The organism is Pseudomonas sp. Irchel s3f19, from assembly GCF_900187555.1.
Lineage (GTDB): Bacteria > Pseudomonadota > Gammaproteobacteria > Pseudomonadales > Pseudomonadaceae > Aquipseudomonas > Aquipseudomonas capeferrum.
Window position 1 is genome coordinate 774,731 of the sequence record NZ_FYDW01000001.1, and the last position, 15,567, is coordinate 790,297.

Annotated in this window: 16 protein-coding genes and 1 pseudogene; 7 read left to right on the forward strand and 10 right to left on the reverse strand. The window is 62.7% G+C overall.

Translation table 11 applies throughout. The features are described from left to right. Positions 1-9: 9 nt before the first annotated feature. The 3 genes from CKW22_RS03520 to CKW22_RS03530 form a co-directional block, all read right to left on the reverse strand. A complete protein-coding gene (locus CKW22_RS03520; protein WP_033699628.1) occupies positions 10-609 on the reverse strand; it encodes a tRNA-uridine aminocarboxypropyltransferase in 600 nt (199 codons plus the stop codon). A 53-nt stretch (positions 610-662) separates the two neighbouring features. After that, positions 663-2,228, reverse strand: coding sequence for a PAS domain-containing methyl-accepting chemotaxis protein (locus CKW22_RS03525; protein WP_095063758.1), 1,566 nt, complete (start codon positions 2,226-2,228; stop codon positions 663-665). A gap of 135 nt (positions 2,229-2,363) precedes the next feature. Then, on the reverse strand, positions 2,364-3,257 hold the full coding sequence (locus CKW22_RS03530; protein ID WP_033699632.1) for a LysR family transcriptional regulator: 894 nt from the start codon (positions 3,255-3,257) through the stop codon (positions 2,364-2,366). A 224-nt stretch (positions 3,258-3,481) separates the two neighbouring features. Between CKW22_RS03530 and speB the strand changes: the two genes are divergently transcribed. Then, positions 3,482-4,432 (forward strand): agmatinase, encoded by a 951-nt coding sequence (speB, locus tag CKW22_RS03535; protein ID WP_027593127.1) that lies wholly within the window; start codon positions 3,482-3,484, stop codon positions 4,430-4,432. Positions 4,433-4,591: 159 nt separating this feature from the next. Then, complete coding sequence (locus CKW22_RS03540) at positions 4,592-5,971, forward strand: sodium:solute symporter (protein WP_033699635.1); 1,380 nt, start codon at positions 4,592-4,594, stop codon at positions 5,969-5,971. A 77-nt stretch (positions 5,972-6,048) separates the two neighbouring features. Here CKW22_RS03540 and CKW22_RS27755 read toward each other — a convergent pair whose 3' ends face one another. Further along, the gene (locus CKW22_RS27755; protein ID WP_256214945.1) at positions 6,049-6,177 is read right to left on the reverse strand and encodes a PA1414 family protein; all 129 of its coding nucleotides are present in this window, start codon (positions 6,175-6,177) and stop codon (positions 6,049-6,051) included. Between the two features lie 125 nt (positions 6,178-6,302). Continuing rightward, the gene (locus CKW22_RS03545; RefSeq protein WP_033699637.1) at positions 6,303-7,196 is read right to left on the reverse strand and encodes a LysR family transcriptional regulator; all 894 of its coding nucleotides are present in this window, start codon (positions 7,194-7,196) and stop codon (positions 6,303-6,305) included. Positions 7,197-7,301: 105 nt separating this feature from the next. Here CKW22_RS03545 and CKW22_RS03550 point away from each other — a divergent pair, with 105 nt between their 5' ends. Continuing rightward, the gene (locus tag CKW22_RS03550; RefSeq protein WP_047583464.1) at positions 7,302-8,483 is read left to right on the forward strand and encodes an MFS transporter; all 1,182 of its coding nucleotides are present in this window, start codon (positions 7,302-7,304) and stop codon (positions 8,481-8,483) included. A gap of 9 nt (positions 8,484-8,492) precedes the next feature. Here CKW22_RS03550 and CKW22_RS03555 read toward each other — a convergent pair whose 3' ends face one another. After that, positions 8,493-9,419 carry a DMT family transporter gene (locus CKW22_RS03555; protein ID WP_033699642.1) on the reverse strand — a complete coding sequence of 309 codons (927 nt, stop codon included), beginning with the start codon at positions 9,417-9,419 and terminating at the stop codon, positions 8,493-8,495. 106 nt (positions 9,420-9,525) lie between these two features. Next, complete coding sequence (locus tag CKW22_RS03560; RefSeq protein ID WP_033699644.1) at positions 9,526-9,921, reverse strand: transcriptional regulator; 396 nt, start codon at positions 9,919-9,921, stop codon at positions 9,526-9,528. Positions 9,922-10,049: 128 nt separating this feature from the next. On the opposite strand from CKW22_RS03560, the gene CKW22_RS03565 reads away from it, so the two are divergent. From CKW22_RS03565 to CKW22_RS03575, 3 genes are all read left to right on the forward strand, one after another. Further along, entirely contained in the window at positions 10,050-10,352 is a 303-nt protein-coding gene (locus CKW22_RS03565) for a type II toxin-antitoxin system RelE/ParE family toxin (RefSeq protein WP_095063759.1), read from the forward strand. Next, a complete protein-coding gene (locus tag CKW22_RS03570) occupies positions 10,345-10,638 on the forward strand; it encodes an addiction module antidote protein (RefSeq protein WP_095063760.1) in 294 nt (97 codons plus the stop codon). The genes CKW22_RS03565 and CKW22_RS03570 overlap by 8 nt, the downstream gene beginning before the upstream one ends. 112 nt (positions 10,639-10,750) lie before the next feature. After that, entirely contained in the window at positions 10,751-11,023 is a 273-nt protein-coding gene (locus CKW22_RS03575; protein ID WP_033699650.1) for a hypothetical protein, read from the forward strand. 54 nt (positions 11,024-11,077) lie between these two features. On the opposite strand, the gene CKW22_RS03580 is transcribed toward CKW22_RS03575, so the two are convergent. Then, entirely contained in the window at positions 11,078-12,439 is a 1,362-nt protein-coding gene (locus CKW22_RS03580) for a DEAD/DEAH box helicase (protein WP_033699652.1), read from the reverse strand. 104 nt (positions 12,440-12,543) lie between these two features. Here CKW22_RS03580 and CKW22_RS03585 point away from each other — a divergent pair, with 104 nt between their 5' ends. Then, on the forward strand, positions 12,544-13,845 hold the full coding sequence (locus CKW22_RS03585) for a mechanosensitive ion channel family protein (protein WP_033699654.1): 1,302 nt from the start codon (positions 12,544-12,546) through the stop codon (positions 13,843-13,845). A gap of 58 nt (positions 13,846-13,903) precedes the next feature. Here CKW22_RS03585 and CKW22_RS03590 read toward each other — a convergent pair. Both CKW22_RS03590 and CKW22_RS03595 read right to left on the reverse strand, forming a co-directional pair. After that, positions 13,904-14,080: pseudogene (locus CKW22_RS03590) on the reverse strand (AEC family transporter); the annotation flags it as partial. Between the two features lie 22 nt (positions 14,081-14,102). Beyond that, positions 14,103-14,978 carry a carboxylate/amino acid/amine transporter gene (locus CKW22_RS03595; RefSeq protein WP_033699658.1) on the reverse strand — a complete coding sequence of 292 codons (876 nt, stop codon included), beginning with the start codon at positions 14,976-14,978 and terminating at the stop codon, positions 14,103-14,105. Positions 14,979-15,567 lie beyond the last annotated feature (589 nt).

Genomic DNA, 15,567 nt, shown 5'->3' on the forward strand with positions numbered 1-15,567 from the left:
TCAGAGCGCCTATGAAGGGCCGTGATTGCGCTGGAAGGTCTCGGCGCCCATGGCCTTTATCTGCCCCTCGATCAGCGCGTCGAACGGTTTGAGCAGCGCGTCAAAGCTGACTGGCTGCTCCAGCACGTTCAGCGCCTCGACCACCGCCTCCAGGGTCGACAACGCACCCGCCTCCGGCGCCTTGCGCAGCCGGTAGCGCGAAGGCGCAACCGCGCCCAGCGTCACCCGCGGCAATGCCGCAAGCATTGGGTTCAGGTACAGCAGCTTGCGGGCCTTGCGCCAGGTACCGTCGGGTACGATCAACAGCAACGGCTGGTCATCCACTTCGGTATAAGCCGTCAGCACCTGGGCTTGATCGCCCGGGAACAGCAACGCGGCACGGTAACCGGGCGTGGCAAGCAGCTCATCCAGGCCATCGAACACCTCTCCGACCCGCAACTCGGCATTGTTCAGCCCCAGGGCCGCCAGGCGCGCGGTATTCAGGGCATGGGCGGTTTCACTGGGGTGCTGCAGCAGGACGATACGGGTGCGGCTGGCGAGCGAGGGGATCAGTGGGCATAGGCAGTGGTCAAGCGGGCGCTGGCAGCGCTCGCAGCGGGGTCTGGGCATAGGGCTCTCCTTACCGGGCGCAGTGTGCCACAGCTTGTTCGAAATCCCCTGCCTCAGCGGTTGAAGCGCTCAGCCAGGCTGTGCAGGTATTCGGCCATCCGCTCCAGGTCCTGGCTGATTTGCGCACCCTGCCTGGCCTGCCCCGCGCTCTGGTCACACAGGTGTGCAATCCTCACGATCTGCTGGTTGATATCCTCGGCAACATGACTTTGCTGCTCCGAAGCCGTCGCCATCTGCTGGCTCATGCCGGTAATGCGGCTGACCGCCTGGGCGATACCGGCCAACGCCACTTGCACCGCCTCGACACTGTGCACGCTGTCGCGCGAAATCTGCTCGCCGCGGGTGGCGGTACTCACTGCCCGCTCTGCCCCCACCCGCAACGAGGCGATGATCTGATGAATCTCTTCGGTCGAGGCACGGGTGCGCTGGGCCAACGAACGCACCTCATCAGCCACCACGGCAAACCCGCGCCCCTGCTCACCGGCCCGCGCAGCCTCGATGGCGGCATTGAGTGCCAGCAGGTTGGTCTGGTCGGCAATCGAAGTGATCGTGTCGACCACGCTGCCAATCGACTGGGTCTGCTCGGCCAGTGCATTGACTGCCTGGCCGATATCATTCACCGCATCGCTCATGCTCCCCATCGCCTTCAGGCTCTGCTGGGCCAACTCGCTGCCATGCTGCGCCAACTGGTCGGCATCGCCTGCGGCATGGGCGGTGCTTTGCACGTTATGGGTGACCTCCTGGATGGTCGCTGCCATCTGCGCGATCGCCGTGGCGGACTGGTCGGTTTCGCTGCGCTGGCGGTCAAGCATCTGCGCCTGGGCGTCTGACAGGTCGGCCGACTGCGCCGCACGTGACTTGACCCCGACTCCTGCATCCACCAGGCGGGTCAAGGCGGTTTGCAAGCGCGCCTCTTCACTGATGATGGCCAGGTCCAGCTGGCCTTGCAGCCCCGGGTTGTCGCTGTAGGTCAACGCCACCAACGGGCTGGTGAAGGCTTTCGGGTGCTCGTCCAGGGTACGCCGGATGGCCTGGCTCTGCCGGTGTTCGATCAAGTACCAGGCCAGCAGCAGGCTGGCCATCAATACCCCCAGCGCCGCATACGGCGGCAACCACAGATAACCTGCGGCCGACAGCAGGCCTGCGCCAATCAGCGGCCAGCCGTGGCCCAGCTGATGCCCTAGCCGCGCGGCCCAGGGCACCGCTGAGCGGCCGGCACGCAGGCGCGCGTATAGCGCTTCGGCACGGCGAATCTGCTCGCGCGTCGGCACCGAGCGTACCGACTCGTAGCCGCTGACCCGCCCTTGCTCATACACCGGGGTGACGTAGGCGCTGACCCAATAGTAATCGCCGTTTTTTGCGCGGTTCTTGACCACGCCCATCCAGGGTTTGCCTTGCTTGATGGTGTCCCACATGTGGCCGAAGACGGCCGGGGGCATGTCGGGGTGACGCACCAGGTTGTGGGGCTGGCCGACCAGTTCGTCGTAGGTGAACCCGCTGATCGCCACGAAGGCGTCATTGCAGTAGGTGATGCGGCTGTTGAGGTCCGTCGTGGAGATCAGGCGTTGATCGCTGGAGAAGGTTCTTTCGTGCTCAGTGACGGGCAAATTCATGCGCATCTTGGGCGATCCTTGCAGGATGAAGAGGGGGAAATCATCAGCGCAAGTTGATATTTAGCAGAGCGCTATCAGGTTAGCGGTCCAGTTTTGTAGGAATTGAGCCCGTCCCGACGGAATGCATGAACACACTGTGTATCAGCCGACGTTGAGTTGGCTTTTAAGCAGGTCGCGGAAGGTCTGAATCAACGGTTCGCGGCTACGGCCGCGGCGAACGATCAGCGAAAATGGCGCCTGATAGCCGAAGGTAGACGGCGACAAGACGCGCAGGTCGCCCTTGTCCACCCATGCCTGGGCGTAGTGCTCTGGCAGGTAGCCGATGTAGGCACCCGACAGGATCAGAATCAGCTGCGCCTCCATGCTCTCCACGGTCGCCGCACTGTGCTTGAAGCCGTGCCGGGCCAGTTCTGCCTGGCTCCAGTAGCCGCGCCCGACCATGCGCTGCTGGGTCACCACCTGCTCGGGGATGCGCCGCTCGGCGAACAACGGGTGGCGGCTGCTGCAATACAGCCAGTGCTGCTCACGGTACAGGGGCTGATAGACCAGGCCACTCATGCGCGACGAAAACGCCCCGATGGCCAGGTCGAGGCGGTTGTCCTGCACCCCCAATTGCAGCTCGTAGGGGCTGGACACCGACAGGTGCAGGTGAACCCCCGGGTGCTCCTGGCTATAGGCACCGATGGCTTCGGCCAGTGGCAACGCGCGGTCACCCACGGTCGAGTCAATCACCCCCAGGTTGAGCGTGCCCCGCAGCTCGCCCTTGAGCGCCGCGGCATATTGCTCGAAGCCATCCAGCTCGGCCAGCAGGCGCAGGCTCTCCTGGTGGAACAGTTCACCTTTGCTGGTCAGGCTGAAACCGCCGCGCCCACGGTGACACAGGACAATCCCCAGCCCGCCCTCCAGTTGGCTCATGTAGGTGCTGATGGCCGACGTCGACAGGTTCAGCTCGCGCTGGGCGTTGGCGAAGCCCTGGTGGCGCACCACGCTGACGAAGATGCGCAGCAGTTTCAGATCGGGCAGGGTCGAGGCCATGGTGCAACGGTTCCGCAAAGTTAATGGCGGCAATTCTAACCGGTTGCGCAGGCATTAGTTCAGAAATTCCTGAAGTAAGTATTTGCCGGTAGCGATTCTTCCCGGGCACTACCTTGCGCAAACTCGGCCGAAATGTCCTGCCCGCCGGCACAACCAAAGCAAACAGGCGCGCCGCGGCACAGGTTCGAACAAACACAACAATCGACCGACTGATGAGGCCCACCGTGGACAAGACTCTCCACCAACCACTGGGCGGCAACGAAATGCCGCGTTTCGGCGGCATCGCCACCATGCTCCGCCTCCCCCACCTGCAAAGCGCCGCCGGCCTGGACGCCGCGTTCATCGGCGTGCCGCTGGACATCGGCACCTCCCTGCGCTCCGGCACCCGCTTCGGCCCACGGCAGATCCGCGCCGAATCGGTGATGATCCGCCCGTACAACATGGCCACCGGTGCTGCGCCGTTCGACTCGCTGTCGGTAGCCGACATCGGTGACGTGGCCATCAACACCTTCAACCTGCTCGACGCCGTGCGCATCATCGAAGAAGCCTACGACGAGATCGTCGAGCACAACGTCATCCCGATGACCCTGGGTGGCGACCACACCATCACCCTGCCAATCCTCCGTGCCCTGCATAAAAAGCACGGCAAGATCGGCCTGGTACATATCGATGCCCACGCCGACGTCAACGACCACATGTTCGGCGAGAAGATCGCCCACGGCACCACCTTCCGCCGCGCCGTGGAAGAAGGCCTGCTCGATTGCGACCGCGTGGTACAGATCGGCCTGCGCGCCCAAGGCTATACCGCCGACGACTTCAACTGGAGCCGTCGCCAGGGCTTTCGCGTAGTCCAGGCCGAGGAATGCTGGCACAAATCGCTGGAACCGCTGATGGCCGAAGTACGCGAAAAGGTCGGCGGTGGCCCGGTTTACCTGTCGTTCGATATCGACGGCATTGACCCTGCCTGGGCACCGGGCACCGGCACGCCGGAAATTGGGGGCTTGACCACGATCCAGGCGATGGAGATCATTCGCGGCTGCCACGGCCTGGACCTGATCGGCTGTGACCTTGTCGAAGTCTCCCCGCCTTACGACACCACCGGCAACACCTCGCTGCTCGGCGCCAACCTGCTGTTCGAAATGCTCTGCGTGCTACCCGGCGTAGTGCGTCGCTGAACCAGGCCTGCGCCGCGCCAACCGCGATACCCGCTATACCCTGGCAGGAGCCATGAGGGAGGGCCATTGAGGCCCGTCAACACAAGACAAGACCGCCAGGTGCCGTAAGGTGCCCGGGCGGTCGATCTCGCCATAATAAAGATAATCGGGAGACTCCCAATGGCCTTGGACATCATTGTTGTAATGATCTATACCGCCGGCATGCTCGGGCTTGGCTGGTATGGCATGCGGCGTGCGAAAACCCACGAAGACTACCTGGTGGCCGGACGCAACCTCGGCCCCACCCTGTACATGGGCACCATGGCCACCACCGTGCTGGGCGGCGCGTCCACCGTCGGCACCGTGCGCCTGGGCTATGTGCACGGTATTTCGGGCTTCTGGCTGTGCGCTGCGCTGGGCCTGGGCATCATCGCCCTCAACCTGTTCCTCGCCAAACCGCTGCTGCGCCTGCGCATCTTCACCGTCACCCAGGTGCTGGAGCGTCGGTACAACCCCATGGCACGCCAGGCCAGTGCAGCGATCATGCTGGCATATGCGCTGATGATCGGCGTCACCTCGACCCTGGCCATGGCAACCGTACTGCAGGTGCTGCTGGAACTGCCGTTCTGGATGTCGTTGCTGCTGGGCGGTGGCGTGGTGGTGCTGTACTCGACCATCGGCGGCATGTGGTCGCTGACCCTGACCGACATCGTCCAGTTCGTGATCAAGACCGTCGGCCTGATGTTCATCCTGCTGCCAGTCTGCCTGTACAAGGCCGGCGGCTGGGACACCCTGGTGGCCAAGCTGCCAGCGTCGAGCTTCCAGCTGACCAGCATCGGCTGGGACACCATCATCACCTACTTCCTGATCTACTTCTTCGGCATCCTCATCGGCCAGGACATCTGGCAGCGGGTGTTCACCGCCCGTGACGAGAAGGTCTGCCAGCGCGCCGGTACCACCGCCGGTGTGTACTGCGTAGTGTACGGCCTGGCTTGCGCCCTGATCGGCATGGCTGCACACGTGCTGATGCCAGACCTGGCAAACCCGAACAATGCCTTTGCCGAGATGATCAAGAGCACCCTGCCCGATGGCATCCGCGGCCTGCTGATGGCGGCGGCCCTGGCAGCCATGATGTCCACCGCCAGCGCCGGCCTGCTGGCCGCGTCCACCACCCTGACCGAAGACCTGCTGCCCAAGCTGCGTGGCGGCAAGCAATCGAGCCTGGGCATCAGCCGCCTGTTCACCTTGCTCACCGGCCTGGTGGTGCTGGGTATCGCCCTGGTGGTGAACGATGTGATCAACGCCCTGACCCTGGCCTACAACCTGCTGGTCGGCGGCATGCTGATCCCGCTGATCGGTGCGATCTTCTGGAAGCGCGCAACCACCGCAGGCGCAATCGCCAGCATGTCGCTGGGCTTCGCCACCGCGCTGTTGTTCATGTTCAAGGATGGGTTGGAAGCCAACACGCCGATCTACTACAGCCTGACGATCGGCCTGGTGAGCTTTGTGGGGATCAGCCTGATGACGCGTAAATCGGTGGCAGCGATGAAGCTGGCCTGATAGCCGATACGCGCTTAGATAACACCCGGCAACAAAAAGGCCGCCGCATCAGCCATGATGCGGCGGCCTTTTTCATTTCAGCGACGACGCGGCTGGCGCTTGCGCTGCTCTTCGTCAGTCGGGATCGGCACCGGCTGCAAGGGTGGTGGTATCAGCCCCAGTGCGACAGCCAAGTCGTGGAGCCAGTTGAACAGTGGTTTCTTCATAGTGCCCCCTTTGACGGGTCAGCCTCACGGTCAATCAATCCAGTCATGTTTCATACAGATCATAGCCCGATGTCCTGTATTGCGCATGTATCTGTTCCTAGAGATAGGGGCCATTTTGACGCGGATCAAGGGGAAACGCCGCATTCCGACGACTGGCTAATCGTTTCGCTTTGTTGCAGATCGATCCACGCCTGCAAATTCGCCCCTCGCATCCCCTGGCGCCACATCAACCAGGTCACCGCCTGATCGAACGGCGCCTGCAGGCGATGAACCCGCACCCGGTCACGCCCCGGCAGGCTGTCGAGCATGGACTGCGCCATCATCGCCACGCCGGCGCCGGCGATGACGCAGGCCAGCATGCTCTGGTAGGACTCGATCTCCATCACCCGCCCCATCGGCGTATGCGCGTGGGCATACCAGGCTTCAAGGCGCATGCGGTACGAGCAGCCCTGGCGGAAGGTGAACACCGCCTTGCCTGCCACGTCTTTTGCCGTGTGCACGGGCGGGTGCTCAGGGCTGGTGATCAACACCAGTTGTTCTTCGCACAGTGGCACGCCATCCAGCCCGGCCAGGCTCGGCGGGCCATCCACCAAGGCCGCATCCAGGCCATGGCTGAGCAAACCCTCGAACAACTCGCCGCTGGGCGCCGCGCGCACCTGCAGGTTCACCGCCGGGTACGCCTGGTGGTAACGCGCCAGCAAGGCCGGCAGGTGGGTCGCTGCAGTGCTGTACATGGTGCCCAGCACAAACTCCCCGGCCGGCTGGCCACCCTGCACGGCCGCCATCGCCTCGTCACGCAGGGCCGACAGGCGATTGGCGTAGTCCAGCAACACCTTGCCCGCAGGTGACAGCTGCAAGCGCTGGCGCTCGCGCAAAAACAGCTCGACGCCCAGTTGGTCTTCGAGCTGGCGCAGGCGCGTCGACAGGTTCGAGGGAACCCGATGCAAGCGCTCGGCGGCGCGGGTCACCGAGCCTTCCTCGGCAACCGCCTGGAAGATGCGCAGTTGGCTGAACTCCATACTATTCTCCAAAACAGAACAACTTCATCATCATTATTCAATTTTATTGAAGATAAAAGCCCCTTAACCTGCCAGCCATCGCTTACCCCGTGCAGGAGTCCCTCCATGTCACCGCTCATACAACTGCTGGCCAGCGCCGTGGCGCTGATGATGGCCATGGGCATAGGCCGCTTCGCCCTGACCCCGCAACTGCCGCAATTGATCGCTGAAGGCCAGTTCGACCTCACGGCCGCTGGGTTGGTCGCAGCAGCCAATTACCTGGGCTACTTCCTGGGTGCAGTGGATGCCATGTTCGCCCGCACCCCTGCCCAGGTTCGGCTGCGCCTGCATGGCGGGCTGTGGCTGTGCGTGCTGTTGACCGTGGCCTCTTGGGCCGCCGATGGCTTCTGGAGTCACCTGCTGCTGCGTTTCGGCACCGGCGTGGCCAGCGCCTGGGTACTGGTGATGATCACCAGCCTCAGCCAGCAGGTCGCCAATGCGCACCAGCGCCAGCGCCTGGGCGCGCTGGTGTTCGCAGGGCCCGGGGTGGGTATCGCCGTTAGCGGACTGTTGGCGCTGGGTGCGCATGTGCTGGGGCTGGGTTCGGCAGCGCTCTGGCTGATCTATGCCACCGCCGCGCTGCTAATGCTGCTGGCAGTAAGGCCTTGGTTGCCACGGCCGCAGGCGCCGGCGGTGATCCCGGCCACTGTGCAGCCAGGTACAAGGCACGGTGCCGGTATTGGGCGCCTTGGGCTGGTGTATGCCTTGTACGGCGTCGGTTACATCCTGCCGGCCACTTTCTTGTCACAGATGGCCAATCAGCAGTTTCAGGGACAATGGCTGGCCGACCTGTTCTGGCCTGCGTTTGGCGTGGCGGCAGCGCTGGGCGTGGTGCTGGTGAGCCTGCGCCGGGGCGGCCGGACCTCCGCCTGGCTGACCGCCACCCTGTGGCTGCAAGGGCTGGGCGTGCTGGCTTGCTTGTGGGGCGGCGGCCTTGGCCTGGCCTTGGGCGTGGTGCTATGCGGTGCGCCGTTCCTGGCCTGCATGCAGCTGGTGATGCAGCGTTCGCGGGAGCTGGCGCCGCAGGCGACACAGCGTAATGCCGGGCTGCTCACTGCGTGCTTTGCGCTCGGGCAACTGAGCGGGCCGTTGTTGGCGGCCGTCAGCAACCACTACACGGGGAGTTTGCAGCCCGCATTGCTGCTGGCTGCCAGTGGTCTGGCAGTGGCCGGGGGGCTGGTGCTGGCTGGCGCCCAAGCCCATCGCACCTGCCCTGCCCAACACTCGGCGGATGCGCGCTCGGTGTAGGTGCAACCGTCACCCCACCCACTTACGCAATTGCTGCTTTACCCAGGGCTCGGCACTCACCAGCACCACCCCAAGCAACACCATCACTGCGCCGAGTACGAAGTTCACGCTCAGTGGCTCATCCAGCAGCAGCACTCCGAACGTCACGCCGAACAACGGCGTGATGAACGAAAACACCGCTAGGTTCGACGCCAGGTATTTGCGCAATAGCCAGAACCAGGTCAGGTAGCTGACAAACGACACCACGATCCCCTGGAACAGCACACTGCCAATCGCCAACGGCGTCAGCGACACCGCCCCGATCTGGCCACTGAGCAAGGCAATCAGCAGCAACCCGGCAAAACCGACGGCCAGCTGATAGAACAAGGTCAAGGTCGCTGGCGCTTCCGACAACCGCGAACAGCGCACCACCACCGTCGTCGCGCCCCAGGCCAACCCTGCCACGACACCGAAGGCATCGCCCAGCAAGGTGCGGCTGTCCATCTGCTCGAACGACATACCGCCGGCAAATGCCGTGGCGATCCCGCCGAACGCCAGCAAGATCCCCAACCACTGCAGCAGTCGCAGCCGCTCGCTGGGCAGCAAGAAGTGCAGGCCCAAGGCAGTAAACACGGGTGCCGTATACAGGAAGACAGACATGTGCGCTGCCGACGTCAGCTTCAGCCCCTCGGCGATGAACAGAAACTCCACGCCGAACAGCCCGCCGGCCAACAGCCCGGCGCGCCAGGTAGTGCCCACCTGCTCCCAACCACCGCGCCAGCAGATCATCAGGCCCACCAGCACTGCAGCGATGCAGTTACGCAGGGCGGCCTGCATCACCGGGGCAATGTCGACGGCGGCCGTCTTGATCAGCACCTGCTGGCAGCCCCAGATCAGGCACAGCCCGAGCATGACCTGGAAAGCAAAGGCGTCGGGGTTCTTCCGGGCCGCGCTCATGAGCGGGCCTTACGGATAATCGATGGCATGGGCGTCAACTCGGCAGTCTTCAAGAATTACCGATTATCGGTTTTCCTTGGCCACCCGTGCCACCCTCAAAACGACCTCAAGCAATCTGCGCCTTGGAGGACACCTGCTCAAAGGTTGCCTCATCCAGCGCGTCTTCCTGTTCTTCAAGCACTTGGCGGGGGTGCTCGAAGCCTGGGATGCTGCTGTCGATCAGGCTCAACAGGCGTGATCCGCGCTCGGTGAGGACAAAGTTTTCACCGTTGCCACCGTCTTCTGCGGGCCGGGTTTCGATGAAGCCGCGCTCGAACAGCAGCTTTTCATACTCGCAAGCGCGGGTCTTCAGGTGGTCAAGGTCGCCAACCGGCTGGCCTTTGGCGGCCAACGCTGCGGCGTGCTGCTCGGCATAGGGGCGTGGCGTGAAGCTGTGACCGGCGCTGTTCTGGGCTTCATGCAGCAAGCGCTCGATCAGGTCCCAGTCGTAGGTGATGCTCATGGCGGCAGGCTCCTGCTGTGGACGGAAGGGGTACACAGGGTGGACCTGTCGACAGTGAGCCATGTTCAGAAAAAAACAGAAACCATTTGATGCGTTGCTCCGTGTGATTTATAAACTACATTCGCCCAATGAAGAAAATCGAATCCAGCAGTTTCAGGCATTGGGTGCATGGACTCCGGGACGACACGGCGCGTATCCGGATTATTGCTCGTATCAACCGCTTGATGGAGGGCCTGCCTGGCGACGTTTCAGCAGTTGGCCATGGTGTAAGTGAATTGAGAATTCACTATGGGCCGGGCTACCGCGTGTACTTTCACCAATCAGGCGATACGTTGGTAATTCTGCTCTGCGGCGGGCACAAAAGCAGCCAACGGCGGGACATCAAAGCGGCTCACGAAATCCTGCGCTCCTGGAGGATGCAACATGACTGAAACATTTTTTGACTTCGATGCGGCTGATTACCTGACCACCCCGCAAGCCATCGCGCAGTTCATGTCCGATGCGCTTGAAACGGGCGATGCCAGCTACGTGGCCAAGGCCGTTGGTGTGGTAGCACGTGCCAAAGGCATGAGCGAATTGGCGAAAGAGACGGGTTTGTCACGTGAACAACTTTATCGCTCGTTCAGCGAGCACGGTAATCCGACGTTGAAGTCGTTTCTTGCCGTCATGAAGGCGCTGGGAATAGACATGACCGCCAAACCTCATCTTGCCCACTGACAACATCAGTTGTACTGCAGGTACGGATTGCAGAGCCCGCCGGTCGCTGAAGCTGAACTTCGATGCATCGACTGCCCTCCATCACGCATAGCCAACGCGAGAGGTAAGAAGGATGAAACCGCTGCTAAGCATTGCCTGCGCCACCGCCCTGCTCTGCGCCCTACCCGCCTGGGCCTGCACACCGGAAGAGGCCACGCAGAAGCGTGAAGAACTGGCTGGCCTGGTCAGCCAGCTCACTGAGCAGAACCCGCAGAAGGCCAAGGAAATCAATGATGAGCTCCAAGGGATGGAGCTGGGGACGGCGAGCAAGGACTTGCCCGACAAATGCCAGTTGATCGATACACGGATCAAGGAACTGAAGACAGCGGAGAAAAAAGCTGACTGATGCGAGGTGTGAAGCCCCTATCGCCGGCAAGCCGACGATAGGGCACAAGTCGATTTACTCAGCTGCAGGCTGACGCTTTCTCAGCGGAGCCATGCCGTCGGAACTGGCCAGTGGCGCGTTGGCCTTTGGCTTGGCGGTTGGCTTGCGCTTGGCTGCAGCCTTCTTGTCCCCCGACTTCTTCTCGACCTTTTTCTTCTTGGTCCCGGCAGCCTTGCCCGAGGCCTTGACCTTTTTCGGCCCGTTGTAGGTACCTTTGACTTCCTTGATAACCCGGCGCTCGAACTGCTGCTTGAGGTAGCGTTCGATGCTCGACATCAAGTTCCAGTCGTTGTGGGTGATCAACGAGATGGCCAGGCCTTCCCCCCCGGCACGGCCGGTACGGCCAATGCGGTGCACGTACTCGTCGCCACTGCGCGGCATGTCGAAGTTGATCACCAGGTCAAGGCCGTCGATGTCCAGGCCACGGGCCGCCACGTCGGTCGCCACCAGCACCTTGGAGCTGCCCTGCTTGAAGCGGTCGATGGCCAGCTTGCGGTCTTTCTGGTCCTTTTCACCGTGCAGTACGAAGACCTTGACGTCCTTGGCCACCAGGTGACCATAGATGCGGTCTGCCAGGGCACGGGTGTTGGTGAAGATGATCGCCTTCTGGTAGGTCTCGTTTTCCAGCAACCACTGGACGATCTTCTCTTTGTGCTGGTCGTGGTCAGCCATGATGATCTGCTGACGCGTGCCCTCGGCCAGTTGCGAGACGCTGTTGAGCATCAGGTGCTCAGGGTCTTTCAACACCTTGCCGATGATGTCGCGCAGTGCTGCGCCACCGGTGGTGGCGGAGAACAGCAGGGTCTGCTCGCGGTTCTCGCACTCCTTGCACAGGCGCTCCATGTCTTCGGCAAAGCCCATGTCGAGCATGCGGTCGGCTTCGTCGAGGATCATCACCTTGACATGGGACAGGTCCAGGTTACCGGCATTGAGCTGTTCGAGCAGACGGCCCGGGGTGCCGATCAGCACGTCCGGTACCTTGCGCAGCATGGCGGCCTGTTCCTTGAAATCTTCACCGCCGGTGACCAGGCCAGCCTTGATGTAGGTGAACTGGGAGAACAGCTGCACCTGCTTGAGGGTCTGCTGCGCCAGCTCGCGCGTAGGCAGCAGGATCAGCGCGCGGATTTCCACGCGTGGGCCGCTCAGGTCGACCAGGCGGTTGAGCATCGGCAGGACGAATGCCGCGGTCTTGCCGCTGCCGGTCTGCGCGGTCACACGCAAGTCACGCCCTTGCAGGGCCAGGGGGATGGCCGCTGCCTGCACCGGGGTCGGCTCGACAAATTTAAGCTCGGCCACGGCTTTAAGCAGGCGTTCGTGCAGGGCGAATTGGGAAAACACGGAGGTAACCTCAGGCAAGTGCGGGAAATTCAGTTGCATAGGGTAACGTTTTCTGCCGCCATAGCCGAATTTCTTTTGGCAACTTTATCGGCTTCCGCGCTCTAATGGCGCTTCGTTTGGCAATACAGACCGCTCACAACCCCATGGATATCCAACGAATCTGGCGTGACTCCCTCGACCTCTGGGGCACCCTCGACCAACATCCCATGCTCCACGCCGCCATTGGCCTGGCCGTCCTGCTGCTGATTTCCCTGGTGGTCGGCCGCCTGGCGCGCTTCCTGATGCTGCACGGTACCCGCCTGCTGGCACGCCAACAGGCGCTGAAATGGCTGGATGACCTGCGCCACAATAAAGTCCTGCACCGGTTGGCCCAGACCACACCGTCGCTGGTGCTGCAGTTTGGCCTGAAACTGGTGCCGGAGTTGTCCGACACGGCGCAGCACTTCCTCGGCAACGTCGCCCTGGCCTTCACCCTGCTGTTCATGACTATGGCCCTGTCGTGCCTGCTCGATGCCCTGCTCGACATCTACGCCCGCACCGAGCACGCCCGCACCCGCTCGATCAAGGGCTATGTGCAACTGGCCAAGATGATGCTGTGGATTTTCGCCTCCATCGTCATCGTCGCCACCCTGATCGACCGCTCGCCATTGCTGCTGCTGTCGGGCCTGGGTGCCATGTCGGCGGTGCTGCTGTTGGTCTACAAGGACACGCTGCTGTCGTTCGTGGCCAGCGTGCAACTGACCAGCAACGACATGCTGCATGTGGGTGACTGGATCGAAATGCCCCAGGTGGGCGCCGACGGTGACGTGGTGGACATCACCTTGCACACGGTGAAGGTGCAGAACTTCGACAAGACCATCGTCTCGATCCCGACCTGGCGCTTGATGAGCGAGTCGTTCCGCAACTACCGCGGCATGCAGCAATCGGGCGGCCGACGCATCAAGCGCAGCCTGTTCATCGACGCCGCGGGTGTGCGCTTCCTCACCCGCGAAGAAGAGCAGCGCCTCACCCAGGTGCGCCTGCTGGGCGACTACCTGGCCAGCAAGCGCCAGGAACTGCAAACCTGGAACGAAGCCCTGGGGCCGGTGGCCGAGCTGTCCGCCAACCGGCGCAAGCTGACCAACATCGGCACCTTCCGCGCCTTTGCTCTGGCTTACCTGAAGAACCACCCCAACGTGCATCAAGGCATGACCTGCATGGTTCGCCAGATGCAGACCACCGCCGAAGGCGTGCCGCTGGAGATCTACTGCTTCACCACGACCACGGTGTGGGCGGAGTATGAGCGGATCCAGGGGGATATCTTCGATTACCTGTTGGCGGTGTTGCCGGAGTTCGGGTTGAGCTTGTACCAGCAGCCTAGCGGCAATGACATGCGGGCGGGGTTGGCGGGGCGACTGTCAAATGAACCTGTGCCGCGTCGTCTGGAAGACATGAGCGAGGCTTGAGGCTGACGGGGCCGCTTTGCGGCCCATCGCAGGCAAGCAAGCGCCTACTCGAGTTTCAGCCTACCAACGGCCACGGGCTGGCTTGCCCCATGCCCCGTTTCTCGGCCAGGAACGCCCCCAGTGAAATCAGCGCGCACGGGGTGGTCGCCAGCGCCAGCATGTCGAGAAAATGCAGCACCGGCTCCGCCAGGCCCAAACCAGAAACCGCCCAGGCCGCCGACGCACAAGGGGATACCGATGTAGCCATGCGGGTTCATTCACGCCTTGTTGCCAAGCGGTACCTGAGCACGGCTGCCCAACCGGCTCAGCCACACCGATGCCAGAATCACTGCACCGCCGATGAACAGCCGCCCGAGCGGCTCGTGCTGGTTCCAGATCAACAGGTTGAGCAACAGCCCCACCGGCACATGCAGGTTGTTCATCACCGCCAGTGTCGCCCCGGAGACCAGGCACGCGCCCTTGTTCCACCAGTACAGGCCCAATGCAGTAGGGCACAGCCCGAGGAACAACAGCACCAGCCATTGCACATCGGTGCTCGGCAAGTGCTGGGCATTACCGAACAGCACAAACGCCGGCAACACCACGATCAAGGCCCCCAGGTAGAAGTAGCCGAAGCGCGTGTAGTGCGGCAGGTTGCTGGGGTTTCGGGCGACCAGATGGCGGTACAGCACCTGGCCGGCGGCATAGGTGAAGTTGGCCAGCTGCAGCAGCAGGAAGCCGATGAAGAACTCGCCGCTGATGCTGTCGAAGCGGATCACCGCGGCCCCGGCCACCGCCACCAGCGCCGCGAGCAACGCCCACGGGTTGAAACGCCGGTTCAAGGCGTCCTCGATCAAGGTGACGTGCAACGGCGTGAGGATGGTGAACAACAGCACTTCCGGCACGGTGAGCACGCGAAAGCTCAGGTACAGGCACACATAGGTGATGCCGTACTGCAGCGCGCCGATCAGCAGCATCGAGCGCATGAAGCGCGGCTCGACCTGGCGCCAGCGGGTCAGCGGCAGAAACACCAGGCCCGCCAGCAGCACCCGCGCGAGCACGGCAAAGTAGCTGTCGACGTGCCCGGCCAGATACTCGCCGATCAAGCTGAAGGAAAACGCCTGGATCAGCGCGACGATAATCAGGTAGCCCATGGTTGCCTCTCGTGGATCAAGGCGGCGACCTTAGCGGGTTGCGGCCGCTGTGTTCAACCATGAGGAATGTAGGGATGGCAGCGCGCGCGACCGTTCCGGTCCTAAAAGCAGACCGCCTTGGCCACGGTAAAATAGGTTCTTCACAGAATGTTGGGGAAGTGGGGCTGCTATGCGCTTGTCGGGAGATAGGGTGATGGCGGCTAGCTGCCTGTCTTGGATTTGGAGGTGGGGCGGAAATCGAGCGCCGCCCGCGCGGCGCATCGCGACGCAAGGCCGCTCCTACATTTGTTTCGGGCCAATTATGCCTGAGGTATTGGCGCGCGGCCCCTTGGTGCCCGCCTAAATATCGCGTCGTACTAACAAAGCGGTCGCGCGCAAATGCCACAGGTCTCACTGGCCCGAAACAAATGTAGGAGCGGCCTTGCGTCGCGATGCGCCGCGCGGGCGGCGCTCGATCTGATAGGCGCTGAAAATGCCAAGCCAGGCACCTGGTGGCCCCGAATCCAATCTCCAGGCATCCACAACCTCCCCCCAAAAAAAAGCCCGGCCATTGGCCGGGCAGGTACACCCAAAGGAGCAAACAAGGTGT